Below are 23,069 nucleotides of genomic sequence, written 5' to 3'. Positions count from 1 at the left end.
TAAAAGGTAGCTATGAAAAAAATACTATTGAGTTTCATTTGGCTTGCGGCACTGTTTTCAGGACTTGCTCTTGCTCAAGAGTGGCCCAATCGATCCATTCGATTTATTTCGCCCTTCGCGCCAGGAGGTTCAAATGACATCGCCACGCGCGTGATTGCGGAAAAGTTGTCGCCTAAATTGCAGCAAGCCATCATTGTGGAAAATAAGCCGGGTGCCAATATTCGTATTGCATCTGAGATGATTGCCAAGGCAGAGCCCGATGGCTATTCATTCGTCATGGTAGCTGCCCCACATACGACTAATCCGGCTTTGTATGGGCAACTTCCTTATGACACTCTGAAGGATTTCACTCCGGTGGTTCAGGTGGTGAGAGCGCCGTTATTTTTGATGGTGCCAGCAAATTCGCCGATTAAAACGGTCGCTGAGTTATTGGCCGCCTCAGGAAAGCAAAGCGCAGGATTGAATGTTTCAAGCCCTGGTAATGGTACTGCCCCCCATCTGGCTTTGGAGTTATTTAATACTCTAGCTAAAAGTAACTTAAACCATATTCCCTATAAAGGTGATGCGCCTGCGGTGACTGATTTGTTGGGGGAGAGGGTGGATGCTGGTATTCATCCGATTATTGCTCCATTGCCCCACATTAAAAATGGCAAGATTCGTGTATTAGCAGTATTTGGATCTACTCGTTCCAGTCTTTTGCCGGATGTTCCTTCATTAGGTGAATTGGGTTATCCCAATACTGAGGTTTATACGTGGTTTGGCTTGGTGGGTCCGGCCAAGCTGCCTAACAAGATCGTCGATCGTTTAAACAAAGACATTAATGAAATTTTGCTTCAACCTGAAATCAAGCAACGATTTGCGGATATGGGTATGGAGACGGTTGGGGGTAGCCCTGAGCAATTCTCTAAATTCATTAGAGAAGATATTCAGAAGTGGAAAGGCTTAGTTGCCAAGAGAAATATTAAACCTGACTAACTTTGATTGATTACCCACCGCAATAGTCTTGCGGTGGGTTAATTTTAAGAGCGGATTAAATAATCAAAAGCCGAGAGTGAGGCTTTAGCACCTTCCCCCATGGCGATAATGATTTGCTTATAGGGCACTGTTGTGCAATCACCGGCTGCAAATACGCCTGGCATCGATGTCTCTCCCTTTTGGTCTACGATGATTTCACCGCGTGGAGAGAGGTCGATCACGCCTTTGAGCCAATCTGTATTTGGTAGCAGACCAATTTGAACAAAGATGCCTTCTAGCGCGATATCGTGCATTTGATTGCTAGTGCGATCTTCGTATCTCAAGGTTGTCACTTTCCCATCTGCGCCCAAAACCTCTTTGCTTAATGCATTGGTAATTACGGTGACATTCGATAGGCTGAAAAGCTTTTTTTGAAGCACGGCATCAGCGCGTAATTTGGTGTCAAACTCGATCAAAGTAACATGACTAACAATGCCCGCTAAATCAATCGCTGCCTCTACCCCAGAGTTTCCTCCGCCAATCACTGCCACGCGCTTACCTTTGTACAGGGGTCCATCGCAGTGAGGGCAGTAGGCAACGCCTTTGCCGCGGTACTCCTGCTCACCGGGGACATTCATCTCGCGCCAGCGTGCACCGGTACTCAGAATGACAGTCTTACTCTTGAGTGTCGCACCATTTTCGAGGGTGATTTCAATCTCATCCCCGGATTTACTAAGGCTTTTTGCCGTTTGCAGGTTCATGACATCGACGTCATAAGATTTGACGTGCTGTTCTAGTGCTAAAACTAATTTCGGGCCCTCTGTTTCCTTTACCGAGATAAAGTTTTCAATACCTACGGTATCGGCAACTTGACCGCCAAAGCGTTGAGTAACGATACCGGTTCTGATGCCCTTCCTTGCGGAATAAATCGCTGCTGAAGCACCTGCTGGTCCACCACCAATAATCAAAGAATCAAATGGTGCTTTAGCGCTAATTTTTTCTGCATCTCGTGTTGATGCATTGGTATCTAATTTGGCAATAATTTCTTCGGCGCTCATGCGTCCTTGACCAAACACCTCATCGTTAAGGATGACGGTAGGTACGGCCATAATTTGACGCTGATCCACCAACTCTTGAAAGAGGGCGCCATCAATCATTTCATGCTCGATATTGGGATTGAGTGCCGCCATTAAGTTCAATGCTTGTACTACATCAGGGCAGTTATGGCATGATAAGGAGATAAAAGTCTGAAAGCGGAATTTTCCAGTCAAGCCTTGAATGCTTTCAATAATGTCCTGCTCCACCTTAGGCGGGTATCCGCTTGCCTGCAGGATGGCCAGGATGAATGAAGTCATCTCATGGCCCATGGGCAATCCAGAGAACGCGATGCGGGCTACTTCACCTGCTTTACCAACAGTAAAGCTCGGGACATTAGTGCTATTGCCATTGGTATTAACAGTGATCTTGTCAGATTGCTCTGCGACCTCATTCAGTAGTTCCAACATTTGATTGGACGAGTCGCCATCGTTGAGCGTTGCTGTCAAGACGATAGGATTAACTATCTTTTCAAAATAGGCCTTTAATTGGGTTTTGATATTGTTATCTAACATGATATTTCCTAAGTGCTGAATCTTGTGGAGTCCATTGGGCAGGAAGGCGACAGCCACCCTCTCCAATAGACTCTCCGAAGAGAGTCTGATTGGTTACTAGCGGTAATTGACTATGACTTAGATCTTGCCAACCAGATCCAAAGATGGAGTCAATGTTGCAGCGCCTTCTTTCCATTTAGCTGGGCAAACTTCGCCTGGATGAGCGGCTGTGTACTGAGCGGCTTTGAGTTTTCGTAGAGTTTCAGAAACATCACGAGCGATTTCGTTAGAGTGCACTTCTGCAGTCTTGATGATGCCCTCTGGATTGATGATGAATGTGCCACGCAAAGCCAAGCCTTCTTCTTCAATGTGCACGCCAAAACCACGTGTCAAAGTGTGTGTAGGATCGCCAACCAATGGGAACTTAGCTTTACCTACTGCGGGAGAGGTTTCGTGCCAAACTTTGTGTGAGAAGTGTGTATCAGTAGTGATGATGTATACCTCTGCACCCATCTTCTGAAATTCAGCATAGTTTTCTGCTGCGTCTTCAATTTCTGTTGGGCAGTTAAATGTAAATGCTGCTGGCATAAAAATCAAAACAGACCATTTGCCCTTGAGGGTCTCGTCAGAAACTGTGACGAACTTACCATTGTGGAACGCTTGGGTCTTAAATGGCGGTACTGGGGTGTTAATTAGTGACATGGTTTCTCCTGTAAAAAATGAATAATTGGTTCACAACAGGACCCATTCTAGAGATTATTTATTTATTTGCATAATGAATAATTTAGATATGTGTTATCTATTTTTTAGATCATTAAATTGCACCGCACTCCAGGGTCACAATGTCTTGGGCTTAGGTTGAGGGGCGCCCTCTATCGCCGAGCAATTTATCGTTCTGGCGCAGAAGGTTTTCGCCAATCATTTCCACCCGTTGCTGCCAAGCACTTGCTAGTTCTGGGCTGAGGTGTGTATGAGTTACCTCAAAAAATAAGGCTTTCCAATCACTCAAGAGTGTTTGATTAAATCCTGCCAAAAAATGTTTACTTACAGGGTCATAGCTATAGGAAGCGGTGGGTTTTCCGCCAAGGGCGATCCACCAAAATTCTGTAATTCTTTGTTTATGTTCTTGCCAATGCGCAACGATAGAGAAGGGCTTGGCTAAGGTAGGGTGGGTCTGAACGCGGTTATAAAAGTCATCTACGACCAGCGCGACAGATGGCCTACCGATTTTCTCGGCTAGGCTAATGCGATCATGGGGTTTGATGAGATTCACTAGATGTGTATTTTAGGTTATGCAATATCAATATCACTAAAATGGGCGTATGAATGAGCTACGAGAATCTGCTCTCGCAATCCTCCTAATTAAAGATGCTCAGACCAAGGTGCGGCTGGTGGGTCAGCTATATGTTGACTATCAGAATCAACTGATCAAATTAGATGGGTCTCAGAACCTCAACACGCAAAGTCTTGACCTGCCAGGTCGACCAGAAAAACCAGAGCTAGTGCCACCCTTGAATGTTCCCAAAAGAAAAATGGATAGCGCTCAAGGTAGGGCGTCCTTACTTCACTCTCTTGCTCATATCGAATTTAATGCGATTAATTTAGCCTTGGATGCGATCTGGCGCTTCCCAGATATGCCACAGCAATACTATGAGGACTGGTTGAGGGTTGCCAAGGAAGAGGCGTATCACTTCACTCTGGTGGAGGGCTATATTCAATCGCTAGGATTTTCATACGGAGATTTTCCTGCACACAATAGCTTATGGGAGATGGTAGAGCGAACAAGTGATGCGGTGATTGCGCGGATGGCTCTTGTGCCAAGAACCATGGAGGCAAGAGGTCTGGATGCCGTTCCAAAGATTCGTGATCGTTTCAAGCAGGTCAAGGATTTCAAGGCAGTGGAAATCCTGGAGATCATCCTGAGAGATGAGGTTGGTCATGTGGCAATTGGCAATCATTGGTTTAATTTCCTGTGCGATAAAGCCAGCCTATCCCCCATTGCTACCTATAGAGAGCTGGCTAGAAAATATAGCGCTCCAATATTAAAGCCACCATTCAATATGGAGGCGCGTAAACGAGCTGGGTTTACCGAAGAAGAGTTGAATCTTTTGGAGCTAGAAGCGCGTTAGCAAGATACCCCCTGATCTTGATCAAGAAAATAAGGACATTTTGATAAAACAGTTTCATAATGACCCCGTGGCATCCTGAATCAAGTGAATTTGCTATCTGACTTACTCTTTTGAGATAGGGGAGGTGCTTATGCAACATCATCATCTAGATGAAACCACTCATCGTATGCGGACTGATCCCAGTCCAAGGGATTTGTTGATTAGTTTGCTGGAGATGGAGGGTGATGTTTATGGCTGGGAGACTGAGCTCCTCATCTACGAAGCCTCGCTAAGATTAGATGGCTCACCTGAAGAATCTTCAAGAGCGGCCAGAATGGCGCTTCATCGATTGCTAAGAGATGGTGTGGCGGTTCGTAAGGAAGGTCTTGTTCGCCTGAGAGATTAATCTATCGTTAAGTATCTAACCAAGTAATGCGCCCAAGTAGCAGGATAGCCATAAAGTACAGGCCAATGACTACAAGAATCATGAGCAGTGTCACGCTCAATAGTTTTTTCATCAGTCACATTTAACAGCAAACCCCATTAATTGGGTAAGATTTGTATTGTTCAAAATAACAATACAAAAGGTGGATTGAGTGAGTAATAAATTAAGAATTGGCTTTATTGGCCTTGGAATCATGGGTAGCAGCATGGCTGGACATTTGCTTGCGGCAGGTCATCCCTTGAATGTATTTAATCGCTCAAAAGCTAAAACGGATGAGTTAGTGGCTAAAGGTGCCCAATGGTTTGATTCTATCGGTGATTTAGCTGCGCAGTCTGATGTCATCATTACCATGGTTGGTTACCCCTCCGATGTAGAGGAGGTGTATTTCGGTGCTGGAAATATTTTGGATAGAGCGCAAAACGCCTACTTGATTGATATGACTACCTCAAGCCCATCTCTTGCAAAGAAGATTGCAGATGAGGCTGAGAAGCGGGGTTGTCACGCTCTAGATGCGCCAGTATCGGGCGGGGATATTGGTGCTCGCAATGCAAAGCTGGCCATTATGGTCGGTGGAAAACAAGCAGATTTTGATGCCATGCTCCCCATTTTTCAGCTCATGGGCTCTAACGTTGTTCTGCAAGGTGGTCCTGGCGCTGGTCAGCATGCGAAGATGTGCAATCAAATTGTGATTGCTGGAACGATTATGGGTGTGAGCGAAGGGCTGGGCTATGCAAAGTCACTCGGTTTAAATCCTGAGACGGTTATGGAGTCGATTGGTGGCGGTGCAGCTTCTGGATTTCAGCTGGTGAATTTGGGTGCAAAGATGATTGTTGGCGATTTTGCCCCAGGATTTTACGTTGAGCACTTCTTAAAAGACTTGGGGATTGCATTAGAGGAAGCGCAAAAGTCCAACCTAGAATTGCCTGCATTGGCCCTGGCCAAGCGGCTATATGAGGATCTGGTAGCTAAGGGTTGCGGCAGAAATGGTACCCAGGTGCTCTATACGAGGTATGTGCCAGCAAACTGAGGCAGTCTTCGAAAAAATCGAAGGAACTGTTTAGTTAATTCCAATTCCGATTTCTCGGGCAAAGGAAGATGATTCAGTTAGCTTATATCGTACGGAGAATTCAATGAATCACCCTATCCCAAAACCAGATCAATACCAAGATATGCGCGAAGCCTTGCGCGATCTTTGTGGAAGCTTTGACTCAGCCTACTGGCAAAAGATCGACCATGAACGCGACTATCCAGAAGCTTTTGTAGATGCTATGGCACAAGCAGGTTGGCTCGCCGCTTTAATTCCTGAGGAATACGGTGGCTCTGGTTTGGGCTTGGCAGAAGCGTCGGTCATTATGGAGGAGATTAATTTCTCCGGAGGTAATGCCGGTTCTTGTCATGGTCAGATGTACAACATGGGCACTCTATTGCGACATGGTTCTGATGCGCAGAAGAAGCTCTATCTTCCGAGGATTGCGACAGGTGAGCTGCGCCTGCAATCGATGGCAGTTACTGAGCCAACAACTGGTACTGATACGACTAAGCTAAAAACAACTGCGGTTAAAAAAGGCGATAAGTACGTTGTTAATGGCCAAAAGGTCTGGATCTCTCGTATTCAGCACTCAGACCTCATGATTCTGCTGGCTCGCACTACGCCATTATCTGAGGTGGCGAAAAAGTCTGAGGGTATGTCGATCTTTATCGTTGATCTCAAAGAAGCGATTGGTAAGGGAATGGATATTCAGCCCATTGCGAATATGGTCAATCACGAAACCAATGAAGTGTTCTTCGATAATTTGGAAATTCCTGCTGAGAATTTGATTGGTGAAGAGGGTAAGGGCTTTAAGTACATCTTAGATGGCCTTAATGCAGAGCGCACTTTAATCGCAGCAGAGTGTATTGGCGATGCATATTGGTTTGTCGATAAGGCCCGTCGTTATGCAAACGAGCGCGTTGTCTTTGATCGTCCAATTGGCAAGAACCAGGGTATTCAATTTCCGATTGCGGATTCTTATATTGAAACTGAAGCAGCAAACTTAATGCGCTTCAAAGCTTGCGATCTATTTGATGCAAAACAACAATGTGGCGCAGAGGCAAATATGGCCAAATACTTGGCTGCTAAAGCATCATGGGAAGCGGCGAACGTTTGCTTGCAAACACATGGTGGCTTTGGCTTTGCTAATGAATATGACGTTGAGCGGAAGTTCCGCGAGACTCGTCTTTATCAGGTTGCGCCAATCTCAACTAACTTGATTTACTCGTACGTAGCTGAGCATATCCTCGGCCTCCCGCGCTCTTTCTAATGAGGTTGTTATGAGTATTCGTCCATTAGATGGTGTCACCGTTGTATCCCTAGAGCATGCCATTGCCGCCCCCTTCTGTACGCGTCAATTAGCGGATCTTGGCGCTCGTGTGATTAAGGTGGAGCGTCCTGAGGTGGGCGATTTTGCCCGTGCATATGATCAGCGCGTCAAAGGCATGTCCTCCCATTTTGTATGGACCAATCGCTCTAAAGAAAGCTTGACCTTAGATCTCAAGCAGCCAGAGGCATTGGAGATTTTGAAATCCCTTCTCAAGACTGCGGATGTATTTGTGCAGAACTTAGCGCCCGGTGCCACTTCAAGAATGGGTTTATCTGTTGAAGAATTAAAAAAACTCAATCCTCGTTTGATTGTTTGCGATATTTCCGGGTATGGAAATTTTGGTCCGTATACCAATAAGAAGGCGTACGACTTGCTAATCCAAAGTGAGGCAGGGTTCTTATCGGTGACCGGTACTAAAGAGACGCCAAGCAAGTCTGGAAACTCAATTGCTGATATTGCTGCGGGGATGTATGCCTACACCAATATCTTGAGCGCCTTGTTACTCAGAAATAAAACCCATGTTGGATCACATATTGATGTCTCCATGCTTGAGGCTCTGGGTGAGTGGATGGGTTTTCCAATGTATTACGCGTTTGATGGCGCAGAGCCGCCACCAAGAAATGGCGCTTCTCATGCAACTATCTACCCATATGGCCCATTTGGAGTTGGAGGTGGTGATACGGTGATGCTCGGATTGCAAAATGAGCGAGAGTGGAAGTTGTTTTGCGATAAGGTTATATTGCAGCCCGATCTTGCAAGCGATGAGAGATATTCATCGAACTTTAAACGTAATGAAAATCGTGAGTCTCTGAAGAAAATCATTGATGAGTGTTTTACTCAGCTCTCCATTGAAGCAGTGACTCAACGTTTAGAGGATGCGCAGATCGCCAACGCCCAAGTCAATACGATGAAAGATCTGTGGGATCACCCTCAATTAGGTGCAAGACACAGATGGCGTTATGTTGATTCACCGTCTGGCGACCTTCCGGCGTTACTGCCCCCGGGGCTCAATGATCAATATGACTATCGTATGGATCCTATTCCTGCTGTAGGGCAGCATAGCGAGGCAATTCTTGAAGAGCTTGGTTTGAGTAGTGATCAGATTGTTCATCTGAAAAATTCAAAAATAATATAATCCTTATAGCCAAGTAGTCTCTAGTTCGCTAGGGTGCATGAACGGCTCGGATAGGCAATTGACCTATCCTGTTGATTATGCAGTTTAGAGATGGATAGAGAATATGCTTCCTGATGTAGATTCCTTGGCATTATTTGTGAAGGCTGCGGAGTTGGGTAGCCTCACTAAAGCTGCTGAAGAATCGAATATGAGTTTGGCGGCAGCAAGTAGGCGTATTGCGCTTCTCGAACATCGATTTAAAGCCTCCCTTTTTGATCGCTCATCACGCGGTATTGAGTTAACGACAGCGGGCGCGGCTTTAGTTAAGCATGCGAAAGATCTGTTGGTCGATATCAACCAGATGCAGTCTGAGATGGCTGACTACGAAACAGGTAGCAAAGGCGTATTACGAGTGATGGCGTCAACTTCTGTTATGACGCATCGCTTCCCAAAAGATTTAGCTAAATTTTTAAAGAAGTATCCTGACTATCGAGTGGTTGTTCAGGAGCGCTGGAGTGATGAGGTTGTCAAAAGCCTGCTGTCAGCGCAGATTGATGTTGGATTCATCATCAATGGCTCGGTGACTAATGGGCTTGAGTTATATGACTATGGAACAGATCGTTTGTGTGCTGTTTTTCAAAAAGGTCATCCTCTTGGCAAGGTAAAGAATCTCAGGTATTCCCAAATTCTGGATTATGAGATTGTCGGTTTAGAGGCGAGCGCTAATCTCATGCGTCTTCTTGCTATGGAGGCAAGCAAGATCGACAAAGTCATGAGAACGCGGATTGAGGTACGTAGTTTTGAGGCTATTCAAAAGGCAGTGTCCGCTGGCCTAGGCGTTGGTTTCCTACCCTTTGCGACCGAGCAGCCGATCAATCTTCAGGATAACAATTTGATTGCCGTTCCTATTGAAGAAGAGTGGGCAAAACGCCGAATTCTGTTATGCGTCAGAAAAGAAAAATTAAATAACACCATTTTGCAAAAATTTCTTGAAGAGTTTATTCAGCGCTAACTGGGCTAACCCCGTGGGCTAAGAGATTGAATCTTTTTTAGATTTATTTATCATCCGCCCTTTCTTTCTACAGTGCTCCAAGAATCCTTGATTCCATCGGGAAATTACCTTATGTTTATTTTGGATAATGTATAGATTTCTGGTGAGGGGCGGCAATGTGGTTGAAAGCTCTACTAGTCTGCCAAGTGCTAGCAGGTCAGATACAACTGATCGAGATAGGCATGCTATGCCCAGCCCCTCTGCAGCACTTCGTTTAATTGCCTCGGAGTTGCTAAATTCACCAGCTGAATTGAGTTGGTCCATATGATTTTTTAGTAAATTTTCAACGGCCTCGCGTGTTCCAGATTTGGATTCGCGAAGCAGCCATCCAGCGCCAGCGAGATCTTTGCTAGTAACTTTTGATCTGCGACTCTTGATCGCCAGTGGATGATCGTTTGAGCTGACGATAATTAATTCATCTTCAAGCCATTTTTCAACTAAAAGATCGGTTTCGTGACATGGACCTTCGATAAGACCAAACTCTACTTCAAAATTTGCCACTGCTGAAGCTACATTCGAGGTATTGGCAATTTCTATTTGCGGGAGGATTGCGGCTTCTTTGGCATATTCACTTAAGAGGGATGGCAATAAATAATTTCCAATAGTGGTGCTTGCGCCGATATGAAGACTCGATTTTGTGTGCTGTTTATTTGGATTGAACTGATCTTGAATTGAGTTGCTGATATCGATTGCTTGCATGGCATGGGGAAGTATTTGCCTACCATTTTCATTAAGGACGAGTTTTTTTCCAATTCGATCAAATAACTCCGTATTAAGAAGGGATTCAAGCTCATTCAGTGAGGCACTAGTTGCTGATTGGGATAGCGATACAAGTTCCGCAGCAGCAGCTGTGCTCCCAGACCGGCAGATGGCAATAAAGATTTGAAGTTGCCTTAGCGATATTCTCATAATTAACCTATTTTCTAGTTTGATTATAGAGAAATAAGTTGTTTTACAGGTAAATAAATACGCCTACACTCAGAAATATTCGCCACCTATAGGAAGTATCACTCCTCCAAGAATGAACGCAAAATTCAACTCAAAATTCTTTTCGGGGATGCTGTTATGTGTTTGCATTGGCCTCATAGCAATGCAGTTAACGGAACATTTTTACTGGTTATCGAGCAATGGATTGGGTTTATTGACCCTGGCAATTCTGGTGGGGATTGGCTTGGGTAATTTGAAATTTTTTACGCCTGTTGTAAAAGATTTTTCGCCAGGCATTCAGTTCGCAAAGCAACGTATTTTACGAATAGGAATTGTGCTTTATGGTTTTAGATTAACCTTTCAAGATATTGGTGATGTTGGTATCTTGGGAGCCATGATTGATCTTGCAGTGTTTCTTTCAACCTTCGGCTTAGCTATATTTCTTGGGGTTAGGTATTTCAAGTTAGACAAGGATATCGCTATCTTGATTGGAGCGGGTAGCGCAATCTGCGGAGCCGCAGCAATCTTAGCGACCGAGCCTGTTGTTAGGGCCGAAAATGAAAAGGTAACGGTGGCTATTTCTACCGTGGTGATATTCGGAACAATTTCTATATTTGCTTATCCTGCTATATATAACCTAGGGCAAATTTATTTTGCCAATATTGAATTTCCACTTCAGTTTGGTGTTTATATCGGCTCTACAGTTCATGAGGTTGCTCAGGTGCTTGCAGCGGCAAAATCGGTGGGTAGTGATGTTGCTGATACTGCTGTAATTACGAAAATGATGCGCGTGATGATGCTTGGCCCTTTCTTGATAGGGTTATCGATTTATCTTAGCAATTCTTATGAAAAAATATTGGATAGTCAAAGCACGAATAACGTCAGTAAATATGCGAGACTTCGGACTTTGAAATCAGGCACCCCTTGGTTTGCATTTTTATTTTTATTGGTGATCGCATTTAATTCAGCAAATTTATTTTCAGTCGAGTGGGTTCAATATGTGATATTGATCGATAACTTTTTGCTTGCAGCTGCGATGGCTGCATTGGGTCTAACAACTCAATTCTCCGCCATGAAAAATGCCGGAATGAAGCCTTTGTTTTTGGCATCGATTTTATTTTTATGGCTTGTTTTTGGTGGTGGCGCCATTAATCTGGCTGCAACAGCATTATCAAAAATGCAATTTGTAATTTAAAGTGGTAAAACGTTTATTCATTCAGGAGACTCTTATATGGCTAAATTAAAGATCCAAAAACTGGCAAACGCATTGGGTGCAGAGGTTTCTGGAGTTGATATGTCCAAACCCATCTCTCAAGAGGATCTTCAGCAGATATTGGCCGCCTGGAAGGAGCATCTAGTACTGAGATTTAGAGGTCAGGAGCTCACTGATCCTCAATTGCTGGAAATTAGTCGAAACTTTGGCGAGATTGATCCGCCGGGTCCGAATTCTTATGGCAAGCCATTTTTAGCGGATTTTCCTGATATTAATGTGATCTCCAACATTAAGGTGGGCGATCAGCCGGTTGGGGGGCTGGGCGATGGTGAGGCCGTTTGGCACGCAGATATGACCTATATTGAGATGCCTCCAAAGGCCTCATTTCTACACGCGCTTGAGATTCCAGCTACAGGCGGTAATACGGAGTGGGGAAATATGTACTTGGCCTATGAAGCCCTGCCAACCCATCTGAAACAGGCAATCAAAGGGCGCAAGGCTATTCATGATGCTACCTATAACAGTGCCGGCATGATTCGCAAGGGCATGAAAGATGTTACGGATCCAAGAGAGGCTCCTGGAGCCCATCACCCGCTCGTAGCAAAACATCCCGAGTCGGGTTTGCCGTGTCTTTTTTTGGGAAGACGGCGTAATAGCTATATCTTAGGTATGGATTTGGATGCGAGCAACCAGTTATTAGACGAGCTATGGGCTCATATAGATAACCCTGAATTTACTTTTACTCAGGTTTGGCAATTACACGATTTAATTCTTTGGGATAACCGCTGCACGCTACATCGTCGCGATAGCTTTGATCCTCAGTCTAGGCGCTTAATGCATCGCACCCAAATTAAAGGCAGTTCTGTTACCCCATTTGAATAAGGCAATATGAAATCTACTATTTCCAAGGTTGAAGTGTTTGGGGTTGCCGTCCCATTAGTGGGTGGTGGTTTTAAGAATGCCTACGTTACCAAAACCGTGCAAAAAAGTGCAGTTATTCGAATCACTGATGATGAAGGACGCGTGGGTCTTGGCAATATAGATCCTTCGCCAGGCTACTCCGCAGAGTCAATTGAGGATTCCCTTAAGGTACTTAAGGAGGTATTGGCGCCATCGGTGATTGGGCTAGATGCATTTAATATTCACGAGTTATTGATCTCAATGAATCGCAGCGTCGAGCATTTTTATGACGCCAAAGCCGCAATTGAAATGGCCTGTACAGATTTAATTTGTAGAAAATTAGATGTTCCGGTTTACACTTATCTTGGCGGAGAAGTTGTCGATGAGGTATTGTTTAATGCCTGGATAGGAATCTTGCCTCCCGATGAAGCTGCCGCTGAAGCAAAAAAATGGTTTGATAAGGGTTTTAAATCTGCGAAGGTAAAGGTTGGCGGAAACATCCAGGCGGACAAAGATCGTATTGCCGCTATTCGTGAGGCGGTCGGGTCAACAATGAAGTTGCGTGCGGATGCAAATGCGGGTTATCAGGTTGAAGAGGCGATTGCTTTGGGGCGTCTACTAGAGCCGTTTGATCTGCAGTTATTTGAGCAGCCAGTTCATGCGGATGATTTAGTCGGCATGGCAAAGGTAAGACAAGCGGTTGGCATTCCAATCATGGCTGATGAGTCAATCATTGATCATGAAAGTTTAATTGCGGTAATCAAGGAAGATGCTGCAGACATAGTGAAATTAAAGGTGATGAAGCAAGGTGGCTTCTTAAATGCTCGCCGCATGCTTGAAACTGCTAGTGCGGCAGGACTTAAGGTTGTGATTGGGCATGGCTTTGGTCTAGGTATTAATACGGTTGCTGAAATTATGTTTGCTTGCACTAGTCCAGATGTTCTTCCGGGCCTTGAGTGCGTTGGCCCACTAAAAACAGTAGATGATATTGTGACTCAAAAGTTAGATATCTCTAGTGGATCTATACCCTTACCTCACGGCCCCGGGCTTGGGGTGATTCTTGATGATGAAAAAATACGTAAATATACATTCTATAAATGAGCTCAACACACCATACATTACCCGTTAGTTTGGTTCACATTAAAAAATTACTCAGTATTTTTTTAATGTCTTTGGCAGGTCTATCGCTTGCGCAAACCAATAAGACCACTACCATTTTGGTTCCATTTGCACCTGGTGGAACGGTCGATATAGTTGCTAGGCAATTAGCGCCGGATTTGGGTAAGTATTTAGGCGACTCAATTGTTATTGACAATAAGGGTGGAGCTGGCGGGACAATCGCCACCGCAAAGTTAGCCACCTCGAATGCTGATGGCAAAACAATCATGTTTCATCACATGGGCTTTGTTTTTAATCCAGCCCTATATGAGAAGCTGTCATTTGACACCCGTAAAGATATTGTTCCCGTTGCGGATATTGGTATCACCCCCAATGTTTTGGTTGTTACTAACTCTCTTCCCGTAAAAAATATTACAGAATTTCTTGCTTATGCCAAGAAGAATCCTGGCAAGATCAATTACGGATCAGGCGGTATTGGAAGTGCGGGGCATCTTGCGATGGAGATGTTTGAAGAGTCCGCCCACTTTCAGGCAACTCATGTTCCGTATAAGGGCTCTGGCCCCGCTATTACAGATTTGATTAGCGGGCAAATCCAGGCAATGTTTATGACTATTGCAGCAATAAAGCCTTACATAGACTCAGGTCAGGTTAGGGCGCTTGCTACTTCTGGCTTGGCCAGAACGCCTTCTTTGCCATCTCTTCCTACATTGAATGAGAGTGGGTTGAAAGGCTTTAGTTTTGAGCCTTGGTACGGTGTATTTGCTCCTGCCAAGACCCCGCAGAAAACCTTGGAGCAAATCCATTGGGCAGTAAACGAGTCTTTAAAGAATCCTGAAACGCAAACAAAACTTGCTGGGCAGGGCTTGGAGGTAAAGCCAATGACTATGCCTCAGTTTGCCGCTATGGTGGATGCTGATCTTGTTAAATGGGATAAAGTTATTAAGCGTCTTAATATTAAGGCCGAATAATCTCTTACTCAATAAACAGGAAATGGAATGCCAGTTCAATCAGTTGATGCAAAAAAATTAAAGCAATGGCTCCATGACAGAGCAGAGATTGCTCTATTTGATGTGCGCGAGCATGGTCAATATGGAGAGTCACATCTCTTCTTGGCAACTTCAGTTCCATATAGTCGCTTGGAGTTTGATGCGGCTCGCTTGGCTCCGCGCAAGTCGGTACGCCTCGTGGTTTATGACGAGAATGGCCTGGGAGTATCAAAGCAAGCAGCCGAAGCGCTCGTCATGCAAGGTTACCAACAAGTGTTTGTTTTGACCGGTGGCACACAAGCCTGGAAGAATGCCGGGTTTAACCTCTTTGCCGGTGTCAATTTACCTTCAAAAACCTTTGGTGAGCTAGTAGAGCATCAGTGCCATACGCCTCGATTGAGTGCGGATGAGCTCACAAAGATGATGGGCGATGCCGAGGACTTAGTTGTGTTGGATGGTAGACCTCAAAGTGAGTTTGAGAAAATGAGCATTCCAACTGCTCAATGTTGTCCAAATGGTGAGTTGCCTTATCGTATTAAAAGCCATGTCAAGAGCAGGAACACCAAAATTGTGATCAATTGCGCCGGTAGAACGAGAAGCATCATCGGCGCTCAAACACTCATTAATCTGGGAATTAAAAATCCAGTATATGCATTAGAGAATGGTACTCAAGGATGGTATCTTAAAGATTACGTTCTCGATCATGGAAAAGTTGCTCAATACGCTGAGCCTATGGTGGATGAAGACTTGCTGCTTGCTGCTAAGGCGCTGCAAGCTAAGTATGAGATCCCATCGGTTTCTGATGAACAGTTTGCTTTATGGTCAAAGGAGACTGATCGATCTTTATATCTATGTGATGTGAGGACTGCTGAAGAATTTGCAGTAGATGGTCTGCCTGGAGCACAGCATACGCCGGGCGGGCAACTCATTCAGGCTACAGATCAATTTGTTGGGGTGCGGAATGCACGCATCGTGCTTTACGACTCTGATGGCGTAAGGGCAATTACTGTAGCTAGTTGGCTCAAGCAAATGGGCCATGATGTTTCTGTTTTGACAGATGGGATAAATAGTCAAGTTTCTCTGCAAAATCCTCAGCCCGATTATCGAATGGGATCAAAAATCATTAGCACTGCAGAATTGCAGGATATTGCTCAAAATAGCTCTGCAATCCTACTGGATATTCGAGGCAGTATGCAGTTTCGTAAGGCGCATTTACCAAATTCGACATGGGCAATTCGCCCTCGCTTTGTGGATGTTGTATCTAAAGTGGATAAGCCGATTGTGCTGATTTCGGATGATCCGGCTCTTACGTATGGCGCTTTATTAGAGCTGCGGCATTTTAATCTTTCGGCTGCTCTCTATGAATTGAAAGGCAATACATTCCCGACCGAATTAAAGACAATATCTTCTGAGTCGATTCCAAGTGATATGGAGTGTATTGATTTTTTATTCTTTGTACACGATAGGCATGATGGCAATAAAGATGCTGCTCGTCGTTATCTAGAGTGGGAAACGGGCCTGATAGCGCAGTTAGATGCAGATGAAATTAATTTGTATTCCATTCATTAAGCACCCGGTCCGATCATGAACTTAAACAAAATCACAAAACGTTATCTGTATTTATTTGTCGGGATTTTGATTGCCGCTTTCCAGGGTAGTGCTCACGGCAATGAAATCTATCCTTCTAAGCCGGTAAAGATCATTATTCCAGTGTCGGCCGGGGGGAGCACGGATCGCCTGGCAAGATTGGTTGCTGAGAAGTTATCTGTGACTTGGAAGCAGCCGGTGATTGTTGAGAATATGACTGGGGCAGGTGGGGCTATAGGGGCTGCTTATGTTGCCAAATCAAAGCCGGATGGGTATACCTTGTTGTTGCACAGCGATGCAGTTGTTTTGAACCTCGCTTTAATTGCCAAGCCATCTTATTCTCTGAGTGATCTCACTGGTGTCGTCAAGGTCGCAGCAAATCCCCAAATCTTGGTAGTTCGCCCTGGACTAGGTGTTACTACTTTGAAGGAATATGCGGACTTAGTTCGCAGTAAGCCCGGGATTATCTCCGTAGGTCTGCCTACCAATGGAGGCATTGGACATATTTCACACGAAATGCTGCGTAAAGCTTTGCAGCTTAATGTGAATTACATCCCATATCCTGGGGGCGGTCCTGCTGCGCTTGCTGTGATGGGTGATCATGTTGACGCGACGATGATTACTACAGCCGCAGTCACTGAATTTATTAAAGCTAAAAAATTAGTTCCTATTGCAGTGACGACTTCGTATAGATCTTTGGCATTGCCAGATGTTCCCACTATTGCTGAGTCGGGCGTTCCTGGATTTAATGTGGAAAGCTGGCAAGGAATTTTGGCTCCAGCAGGTACGCCTAAAGAGATCGTCAGAAAAATTAATCGCGATACGCTGGCAATTCTTGAGAATCCTGAATTTAAGAAGCAGGTAGAGGCAATGGGTTATGGAGTTTCTTCAGGCAGTCCAGAGCAATTTACGGCTTCATTAAATGATGAGTTAAAGCGTTATACGCAAGTCATTAAGGAAGCAGGAATCACATTGAAGTAGGCTTCATCTCTATTTATAAGTTGTAGGGTAGTCGGCGGCAAATAAACGCATTCAGAATCAAGCAGACTACCCATTCTCCAATAGACTAATATTCGGTATGCATTTTCATTTCCCCCAAGCCAGCACACCTATCCGTTGGGTGTTTTTGGTTTGTCTGAGCATCCTATTTTCTGCACTACTTAATCTGGGTCATTTCCCTGCCGCCGTTCTACTAGGTTGCATGCTTGCTGCAATTTTGATGTCTACTCGGGGATCGGTTTTAACTATTCCCAAATGGTATTTTGGTTTAGCTCAAGGGGTGATTGCTTGTTTGATGGCGCGTAGTTTGGATCCTCAGGCTCTCAATAGCCTGGGAAATCATTGGCTACTTTTTGTGGGCGTATCTTTATCGGTTTTTGCTGCAAGCGTTTTGTTAGGTTGGTTCTTTATGCGGCGGGGCATTTTTCCAGGAAGTACCGCGGTATGGGGATTGGCTCCTGGGGCAGCAGCCGCGATGGTAGTCATGGCTGAGTCTTATGGCGCCGATGTGCGCTTGGTGGCTTTTATGCAGTACTTGCGGGTAGCTATGGTGACAGTAATTGCAGCAGTAATAGCGCATTTTTACGCGTCTACTGGCGTAATTCCTGCTCATGCATCGCCCCAGTGGTTTGTGTTGGACTATACCAATCTGGCGATGACTATGTTCTTGGCGCTCGGAGTTTCTATGGTCGTCTATAGGCTTGCTATTCCTGCAGCCTCAATGCTGATCCCTTTGGTATTGGCTATCGTATTTCAGTATCTTGGCTGGCTAGTCATTGAACTTCCTTTGCCTCTGTTAACTGCAGCTTATGCAATTATTGGCTGGAGTATTGGATTGCGATTTAACCGAGCAATTTTGAAGCATGCATGGGATTCATTACCAAAGGTTCTGATGGCAATTAGTGCGCTGATTATCTTAAGTGGAATAATCGCTGTTGGCTTATGGAAAGTGGCGGATTACGATTTGTTCACCGCATACCTGGCATCTAGCCCCGGTGGCGCTGATTCAGTTGCTGTCATTGCCGCAACTAGCGCTGTAGATGCTGGATTTGTGATGTCAATGCAGCTATCAAGATTTTTATTTGTTTTAATCTTTGGCCCCATTGTTTCTAAATTTGTAGCTACTAGGATGTCTTGAGTAGATCAATGCAAGCTTGGAAGAGAGATTAGACGATCATTCGAAGATCATGCCTGGGTTAACGATAATGATGCCAACTTTATATTCCTATCGAAGATGCCCTTATGCCATGAGGGCTCGGATGGCATTGAGATATGCAGGTATTGAAGTTGAGCATCGGGAAATTTCCTTGCGGGAGAAGCCGCAATCGATGCTGCTGGCATCACCTAAAGGTACTGTTCCAGTGTTGTGTGTGGGTGAGCTCGTTCTAGATCAAAGCTTGGACATCATGCATTGGGCTTTGGGAATATCCGATCCCGAGGGCTGGAAGCAAGTCGATGAGAATGTCGCCCATGCCTGGATTGAAAAGAACGATGGGCCATTTAAAGTTTTGTTGGATCAATATAAATATCCCAATCGATTTCCCCATCTCAAGCAGGAAGAGATTCTGATGGCTGCAGTGGAGTTAATGCTGCAGCCCATGGAGGATGCTCTTTTATCTAGCCAGTATTTGCTGGGTAATAGGCTAAGTTGGGTGGATGTGGCCATTTTTCCGTTTTTGAGGCAGTTTTCAATGGTTAATCTTCAGCAGTTTGACGGTCTGCCTTTCCCTGCAACTCAGAAATGGTTAGAGCGGCACCTTCAGTCCGAGCTATTTCATTCGGTAATGAAAAAATATTCGACTTGGGTGGATTGATTTAGGCCTAGACTTGCAATTCCCAATGAAATAGATATATTGGTACCTATGAGAATTTCAAGCAAAAGCAAAATTGCATTTAATGTACTGTTAGATATTGCGGCACATACCGCCCAGGGATATGCTATTTCTATGCCGCTGATTAGTAAGCGGCAAGGGCTATCACTTTCTTATCTTGAAATTATTTTTGCCGTCCTCAAGTCTGCCGGTATGATTCAGAGTCACCGTGGTCCGGGCGGAGGTTATTCTCTCGCGACTAAACCTGAAAATATTTCCTTAAAAGACATTGTCATCGCCATTGAAGGTGAGCAAGCCCCTAAAGAGGATTTGAGCGCTGATTTGTGGATGAATTTGCAAGTCTTTATGCACGAGCAGATGGCTGACATTACTTTGAAGCATGGGCTGCAACAGTCTGTGATTCAGATTGAAACTAGTACGCGAGGTTTGGCATCCATTCAGGCTAAAGAAAAGACGCGAGCGAGCACCCAAGCTCCTGCGAAGCTTGTAAAAAAATCCCCTTCAAAGAAGGTGAAGCAGATCTTGGGGCCAAATTCTATTTTTTCATTTGGTAAATATCTACGAATGAGAAAAGTTTAGATCCAAACCTCAATGACAAAACCCTTGAATCAAAGTTCAAGGGTTTTTTGTTTTCCAGGAGTGGAAATATTCTGCGCCAATAGGGTTGGCTTAATAGGGAGTTGAGTTTAGGCTTATGGTGTAGTATTTTGTGATACAAAAAACAAGGCCAATCAATGACAGTCACCCTCCCACCCAAACCCCAAAGCTTGCGAGAGTATGTGGAGGCCTATTTAAAGCAGGCAATTGTTGGTGGCAAGTACAAGCCAGGGGATAGGCTGATTGAGCGAGAAATCTGTGAGTTACTGGGAGTGAGTCGCCCACCTGTAAGGGAGGCATTGCGTCAATTAGAGGCGGATAAGTTGATTACCCATGAGCTCCATCGGGGGCCAGTTGTAGCTTCTGTTTCTTGTGAGGAGGCTAGCGAACTTTATGCTTTTCGTGCATTGCTTGAGAGTTTTGCGGTTGCAGAATTTTCTCGCCTAGCATCAGATGCGCAAATTAAGGAGTTGGGGCTTGCAATCCAAAAACTCAATGAAGCGGCGAAAATGGAAGAGAAGCAGATCCTACTCGATGCTAAATCCCATGTGTACAAGATCATCCTCGATGGCTGTGGAAATAAATTAGTGAGTGAAAGTCTAAATAAGTTACTAGATAGGGTAAACATTCTTCGTGGGACTTCGCTTCTCCAGCCAGATCGTTTGAGCAAGAGCCTAAAGGAGATAGATCAAATGTTTAAGGCAATCAAAGATCGGGATTATGAGAAATCCAAAACTCTTGCTTATGAGCATATTCAGGCTGCCTCCAAAATTGCCTTGAGGGTCTTGTCGGAAACTTCCAGCTAATTTCTCATCGGATCTGCGCATCAAGAAAAGAGGGCGCTAAGGCGCCCTTTTCTTATAAGTAAAAACCCTTACCGTATTATTGTAGTTTTGTAATACAAAATAGGGTAAGATTCAATTTATCTGAGGCAGCTTGTTTTGCCCTTCAGTCAATCAAACGACATAAAAATTTAATTAACCGATAGGAATAAATATGAACCGCGAATTATTTGAAAAAGGCCTTAAAACACGTAAAGAAGTTTTGGGTGCCGAATATGTTGAGACATCACTAAAGAATGCAGATGACTTCAATATGCCAATGCAGGAGCTGGTCACTGAGTATTGCTGGAATGAGATCTGGAATCGCCCTGGTTTAGAGCGTAAAACACGTAGCTTCTTGAACTTGGGAATGATTGCTGCGCTTAATCGCCCACATGAATTGAAGTTACATGTTCGTGGCGCAATCAATAATGGGCTGACAAAAAATGAAATCCAGGAAGTATTTTTGCAAGTAGCAATTTACTGTGGCGTGCCAGCGGCAATTGATAGTTTCCGCGTGGCAAAAGAAGTCTTCAAGGAAATGGGAATCTAATGAAGCCATCAGAAACTAAAGTCGCTTTTGTGGGCTTGGGGCTGATGGGTTTACCCATGGCCAAAAATTTGTTGAAGTCGGGTTATGCGGTTGCTGGATTCGACTTGAATAAAGAAGTGGCCACAAAATTTGCTGATGACAAGGCTTTCACATTTGCCGCATCCCCGGCCGAGGCGGTAAAGGGTGCGGACGTGACCATTTTAATGTTGCCTGATAGCAAAATTATTGATGCGTTATTGTGGGGTGCTAATGGTAGCCCAGCACTTGCTGATGGTTTGGCAAAAGGTAGTTTTCTCATTGATATGAGCTCATCAAGCCCTATTTCATCAAAAGAAAACAAGCAAAAGTTGGAGCAGCTTGGCATTCACTTTGTAGATGCACCTGTATCTGGCGGTGTGAAAAAAGCGATTGATGGTTCACTGGCAATTATTGTTGGCGGTAAAAAAGAACATTATGACGAGACCCTATCACTACTCGAATGTATGGGTAAAAACATTACACATGTTGGTGATGCGGGTGCGGCGCATGCAGTCAAGGCTCTGAATAACTATGTATCAGCAGCCGGTTTGATTGCGACATGTGAGGCTTTGAATGCTGCTAAAGCATTTGGTTTAGATCCACACGTCGTGAATCAAGTTTTTAACGCCTCTACCGGTCGAAATAATACAACCGAGAATAAGGTTGAAAATTTCATGCTTAACGATGCGTTTAATTCTGGTTTCGCATTGGCTCTGATGCGCAAAGATATTCAGATTGCCCTAAGCTTCATCGAAGGCATGAATTGCTATGCAAACTTAGCAAAGCAATGCTTTGCAACCGCCAAAGAGGCAGATGAAAAATTGGGTAAGGGCGCAGATCATACTGCTGTCTTTGACTACGTTAGAACCCAAAAGAAATAAGAGAGCACCCTCTAAAACGATTCCATGGAGAAATCATGAAACTCATTAAAAAAACGCTGTTATTGCTTGCTTGTGTATCTGCATCTGCTTCGTTTGCTGCATACCCCGATAAACAAATCACCATGATTGTTCCGTATGCTCCTGCTGGATCAACGGACGTTTTGGGTAGAATTTTGGCTCAGGTACTTTCTAAGGATTTGGGTCAGCCTGTAGTTGTTGATAACACTGGTGGAGCAGGTGGAACAATCGGCGCTGCAAAAGTCGTCAACTCTAAGCCCGATGGCTATACAGTTCTATTCCATAATATGGCTCAAGCTTCAGCCCCAGCGCTATATTCCAAATTGACTTATGACCCATTGAAGGATTTTTCGCCAATTGGTATGGTTGCCGATGTCCCAATGGTATTGGTTGTCAGAAAAGATTTCCCAGCGGAGTCCTTGCATGGCTTTATTGATTATGTGAGGGCGAACCCTGGTAAGTTGAATTTTGCGAATGCTGGATTTGGCGCAACATCTAATTTATGCGAAACCTTGATGAAATCAACCTTGTCTGCGTCTTGGACATCGGTTTCCTACAAAGGTACTGGCCCAGCGCTAAACGATTTGCTAGCAGGACAGGTAGACGCGATTTGCGACCAGCCAGCGAGTACATTGCAGCACATTCGCGCCGGAAATTTAAAAGCAATTGCAGTGGCAACTAAGGAGCGCATTAGCTCATTGCCTACCGTCCCAACTTTCAGTCAATCGGGAATGCCAGGATTTCAGTTGTCAGTTTGGCATGGTTTGTATGCACCAAAAGATACGCCAAAGCCTGTTATTGATCGGTTTGTAAAGGCGTTGAATGTTGCACTCAAGGATCCCGTCTTGACTCGTCGTTTTAGTGAAATGGATGCAGCAGTTGCTACCCCAGCTATGGCTAATCCAGCAGCCTTATCCAAATTCCTAGAGGCCGATATTGAGAGATGGAAGACTGCCATGAAGAATGCCGGAGTTAAACCTCAGTAATATTTAGTAAA

24 protein-coding genes are annotated in these 23,069 nt (G+C 44.6%); 20 read left to right on the top strand and 4 right to left on the bottom strand.

All coding sequences use genetic code 11. The features are described 5' to 3' along the window. Nucleotides 1-12: 12 nt before the first annotated feature. Complete coding sequence (locus AOB49_RS02505; protein WP_062307529.1) at nt 13-975, top strand: Bug family tripartite tricarboxylate transporter substrate binding protein; 963 nt, start codon at nt 13-15, stop codon at nt 973-975. Nucleotides 976-1,019: 44 nt separating this feature from the next. On the opposite strand, the gene ahpF is transcribed toward AOB49_RS02505, so the two are convergent. The 3 genes from ahpF to AOB49_RS02490 form a co-directional block, all read right to left on the bottom strand. Further along, nucleotides 1,020-2,564 carry an alkyl hydroperoxide reductase subunit F gene (gene ahpF, locus AOB49_RS02500; RefSeq protein WP_062307527.1) on the bottom strand — a complete coding sequence of 515 codons (1,545 nt, stop codon included), beginning with the start codon at nt 2,562-2,564 and terminating at the stop codon, nt 1,020-1,022. Between the two features lie 117 nt (nt 2,565-2,681). After that, nucleotides 2,682-3,245 (bottom strand): alkyl hydroperoxide reductase subunit C, encoded by a 564-nt coding sequence (gene ahpC / locus AOB49_RS02495; protein WP_062307523.1) that lies wholly within the window; start codon nt 3,243-3,245, stop codon nt 2,682-2,684. 151 nt (nt 3,246-3,396) lie between these two features. Further along, the gene (locus AOB49_RS02490) at nt 3,397-3,816 is read right to left on the bottom strand and encodes a group III truncated hemoglobin (protein WP_062307521.1); all 420 of its coding nucleotides are present in this window, start codon (nt 3,814-3,816) and stop codon (nt 3,397-3,399) included. A 49-nt stretch (nt 3,817-3,865) separates the two neighbouring features. Here AOB49_RS02490 and AOB49_RS02485 point away from each other — a divergent pair, with 49 nt between their 5' ends. From AOB49_RS02485 to AOB49_RS02460, 6 genes are all read left to right on the top strand, one after another. Beyond that, nucleotides 3,866-4,672, top strand: coding sequence for a ferritin-like domain-containing protein (locus AOB49_RS02485; RefSeq protein WP_062307519.1), 807 nt, complete (start codon nt 3,866-3,868; stop codon nt 4,670-4,672). A gap of 130 nt (nt 4,673-4,802) precedes the next feature. Then, nucleotides 4,803-5,057 carry a hypothetical protein gene (locus AOB49_RS02480; RefSeq protein ID WP_062307516.1) on the top strand — a complete coding sequence of 85 codons (255 nt, stop codon included), beginning with the start codon at nt 4,803-4,805 and terminating at the stop codon, nt 5,055-5,057. A gap of 190 nt (nt 5,058-5,247) precedes the next feature. Further along, on the top strand, nt 5,248-6,123 hold the full coding sequence (locus tag AOB49_RS02475) for an NAD(P)-dependent oxidoreductase (protein WP_245640591.1): 876 nt from the start codon (nt 5,248-5,250) through the stop codon (nt 6,121-6,123). Nucleotides 6,124-6,226: 103 nt separating this feature from the next. Next, the gene (locus AOB49_RS02470; RefSeq protein WP_062307513.1) at nt 6,227-7,396 is read left to right on the top strand and encodes an acyl-CoA dehydrogenase family protein; all 1,170 of its coding nucleotides are present in this window, start codon (nt 6,227-6,229) and stop codon (nt 7,394-7,396) included. Nucleotides 7,397-7,406: 10 nt separating this feature from the next. Next, a complete protein-coding gene (locus AOB49_RS02465) occupies nt 7,407-8,591 on the top strand; it encodes a CaiB/BaiF CoA transferase family protein (protein ID WP_062307509.1) in 1,185 nt (394 codons plus the stop codon). Between the two features lie 103 nt (nt 8,592-8,694). Then, on the top strand, nt 8,695-9,582 hold the full coding sequence (locus tag AOB49_RS02460; protein WP_062307507.1) for a LysR family transcriptional regulator: 888 nt from the start codon (nt 8,695-8,697) through the stop codon (nt 9,580-9,582). Between the two features lie 18 nt (nt 9,583-9,600). On the opposite strand, the gene AOB49_RS02455 is transcribed toward AOB49_RS02460, so the two are convergent. Then, nucleotides 9,601-10,530 carry a LysR family transcriptional regulator gene (locus AOB49_RS02455; protein ID WP_062307503.1) on the bottom strand — a complete coding sequence of 310 codons (930 nt, stop codon included), beginning with the start codon at nt 10,528-10,530 and terminating at the stop codon, nt 9,601-9,603. Between the two features lie 112 nt (nt 10,531-10,642). On the opposite strand from AOB49_RS02455, the gene AOB49_RS02450 reads away from it, so the two are divergent. The 13 genes from AOB49_RS02450 (at nt 10,643) to AOB49_RS02390 (ending at nt 23,058) form a co-directional block, all read left to right on the top strand. Then, nucleotides 10,643-11,743, top strand: a complete 1,101-nt coding sequence (locus tag AOB49_RS02450; RefSeq protein ID WP_062307501.1) for a YeiH family protein — start codon at nt 10,643-10,645, stop codon at nt 11,741-11,743. Between the two features lie 36 nt (nt 11,744-11,779). Continuing rightward, nucleotides 11,780-12,643, top strand: coding sequence for a TauD/TfdA dioxygenase family protein (locus AOB49_RS02445; protein WP_062307498.1), 864 nt, complete (start codon nt 11,780-11,782; stop codon nt 12,641-12,643). 6 nt (nt 12,644-12,649) lie between these two features. Next, the gene (locus AOB49_RS02440) at nt 12,650-13,762 is read left to right on the top strand and encodes a mandelate racemase/muconate lactonizing enzyme family protein (protein WP_062307495.1); all 1,113 of its coding nucleotides are present in this window, start codon (nt 12,650-12,652) and stop codon (nt 13,760-13,762) included. After that, nucleotides 13,759-14,748: a Bug family tripartite tricarboxylate transporter substrate binding protein gene (locus AOB49_RS02435; protein WP_082784026.1), complete on the top strand. Its 990-nt coding sequence runs from the start codon at nt 13,759-13,761 to the stop codon at nt 14,746-14,748. Before AOB49_RS02440 ends, AOB49_RS02435 begins: the two co-directional genes overlap by 4 nt. A 27-nt stretch (nt 14,749-14,775) precedes the next feature. Continuing rightward, nucleotides 14,776-16,335 carry a rhodanese-like domain-containing protein gene (locus AOB49_RS02430; RefSeq protein WP_062307490.1) on the top strand — a complete coding sequence of 520 codons (1,560 nt, stop codon included), beginning with the start codon at nt 14,776-14,778 and terminating at the stop codon, nt 16,333-16,335. A gap of 15 nt (nt 16,336-16,350) precedes the next feature. Next, a complete protein-coding gene (locus tag AOB49_RS02425; RefSeq protein WP_082784025.1) occupies nt 16,351-17,334 on the top strand; it encodes a Bug family tripartite tricarboxylate transporter substrate binding protein in 984 nt (327 codons plus the stop codon). Nucleotides 17,335-17,431: 97 nt separating this feature from the next. Further along, nucleotides 17,432-18,490, top strand: a complete 1,059-nt coding sequence (locus tag AOB49_RS02420) for an AbrB family transcriptional regulator (protein WP_062307486.1) — start codon at nt 17,432-17,434, stop codon at nt 18,488-18,490. Nucleotides 18,491-18,557: 67 nt separating this feature from the next. Next, entirely contained in the window at nt 18,558-19,166 is a 609-nt protein-coding gene (locus AOB49_RS02415) for a glutathione S-transferase (protein ID WP_082784043.1), read from the top strand. A gap of 48 nt (nt 19,167-19,214) precedes the next feature. Beyond that, complete coding sequence (locus AOB49_RS02410; RefSeq protein ID WP_062307481.1) at nt 19,215-19,763, top strand: RrF2 family transcriptional regulator; 549 nt, start codon at nt 19,215-19,217, stop codon at nt 19,761-19,763. A gap of 155 nt (nt 19,764-19,918) precedes the next feature. Next, nucleotides 19,919-20,587, top strand: coding sequence for a GntR family transcriptional regulator (locus tag AOB49_RS02405; RefSeq protein WP_062307480.1), 669 nt, complete (start codon nt 19,919-19,921; stop codon nt 20,585-20,587). 190 nt (nt 20,588-20,777) lie between these two features. Further along, a complete protein-coding gene (locus AOB49_RS02400; protein WP_062307478.1) occupies nt 20,778-21,155 on the top strand; it encodes a carboxymuconolactone decarboxylase family protein in 378 nt (125 codons plus the stop codon). Beyond that, nucleotides 21,155-22,054: an NAD(P)-dependent oxidoreductase gene (locus AOB49_RS02395; protein ID WP_062307475.1), complete on the top strand. Its 900-nt coding sequence runs from the start codon at nt 21,155-21,157 to the stop codon at nt 22,052-22,054. Before AOB49_RS02400 ends, AOB49_RS02395 begins: the two co-directional genes overlap by 1 nt. A 35-nt stretch (nt 22,055-22,089) precedes the next feature. Beyond that, a complete protein-coding gene (locus AOB49_RS02390) occupies nt 22,090-23,058 on the top strand; it encodes a tripartite tricarboxylate transporter substrate-binding protein (protein ID WP_062307473.1) in 969 nt (322 codons plus the stop codon). Nucleotides 23,059-23,069 lie beyond the last annotated feature (11 nt).

The organism is Polynucleobacter sinensis (assembly GCF_001595985.1).
In the GTDB taxonomy this organism is placed as follows: Bacteria; Pseudomonadota; Gammaproteobacteria; order Burkholderiales; family Burkholderiaceae; genus Polynucleobacter; species Polynucleobacter sinensis.
This window is presented reverse-complemented; position numbering and strand designations above follow the sequence as displayed.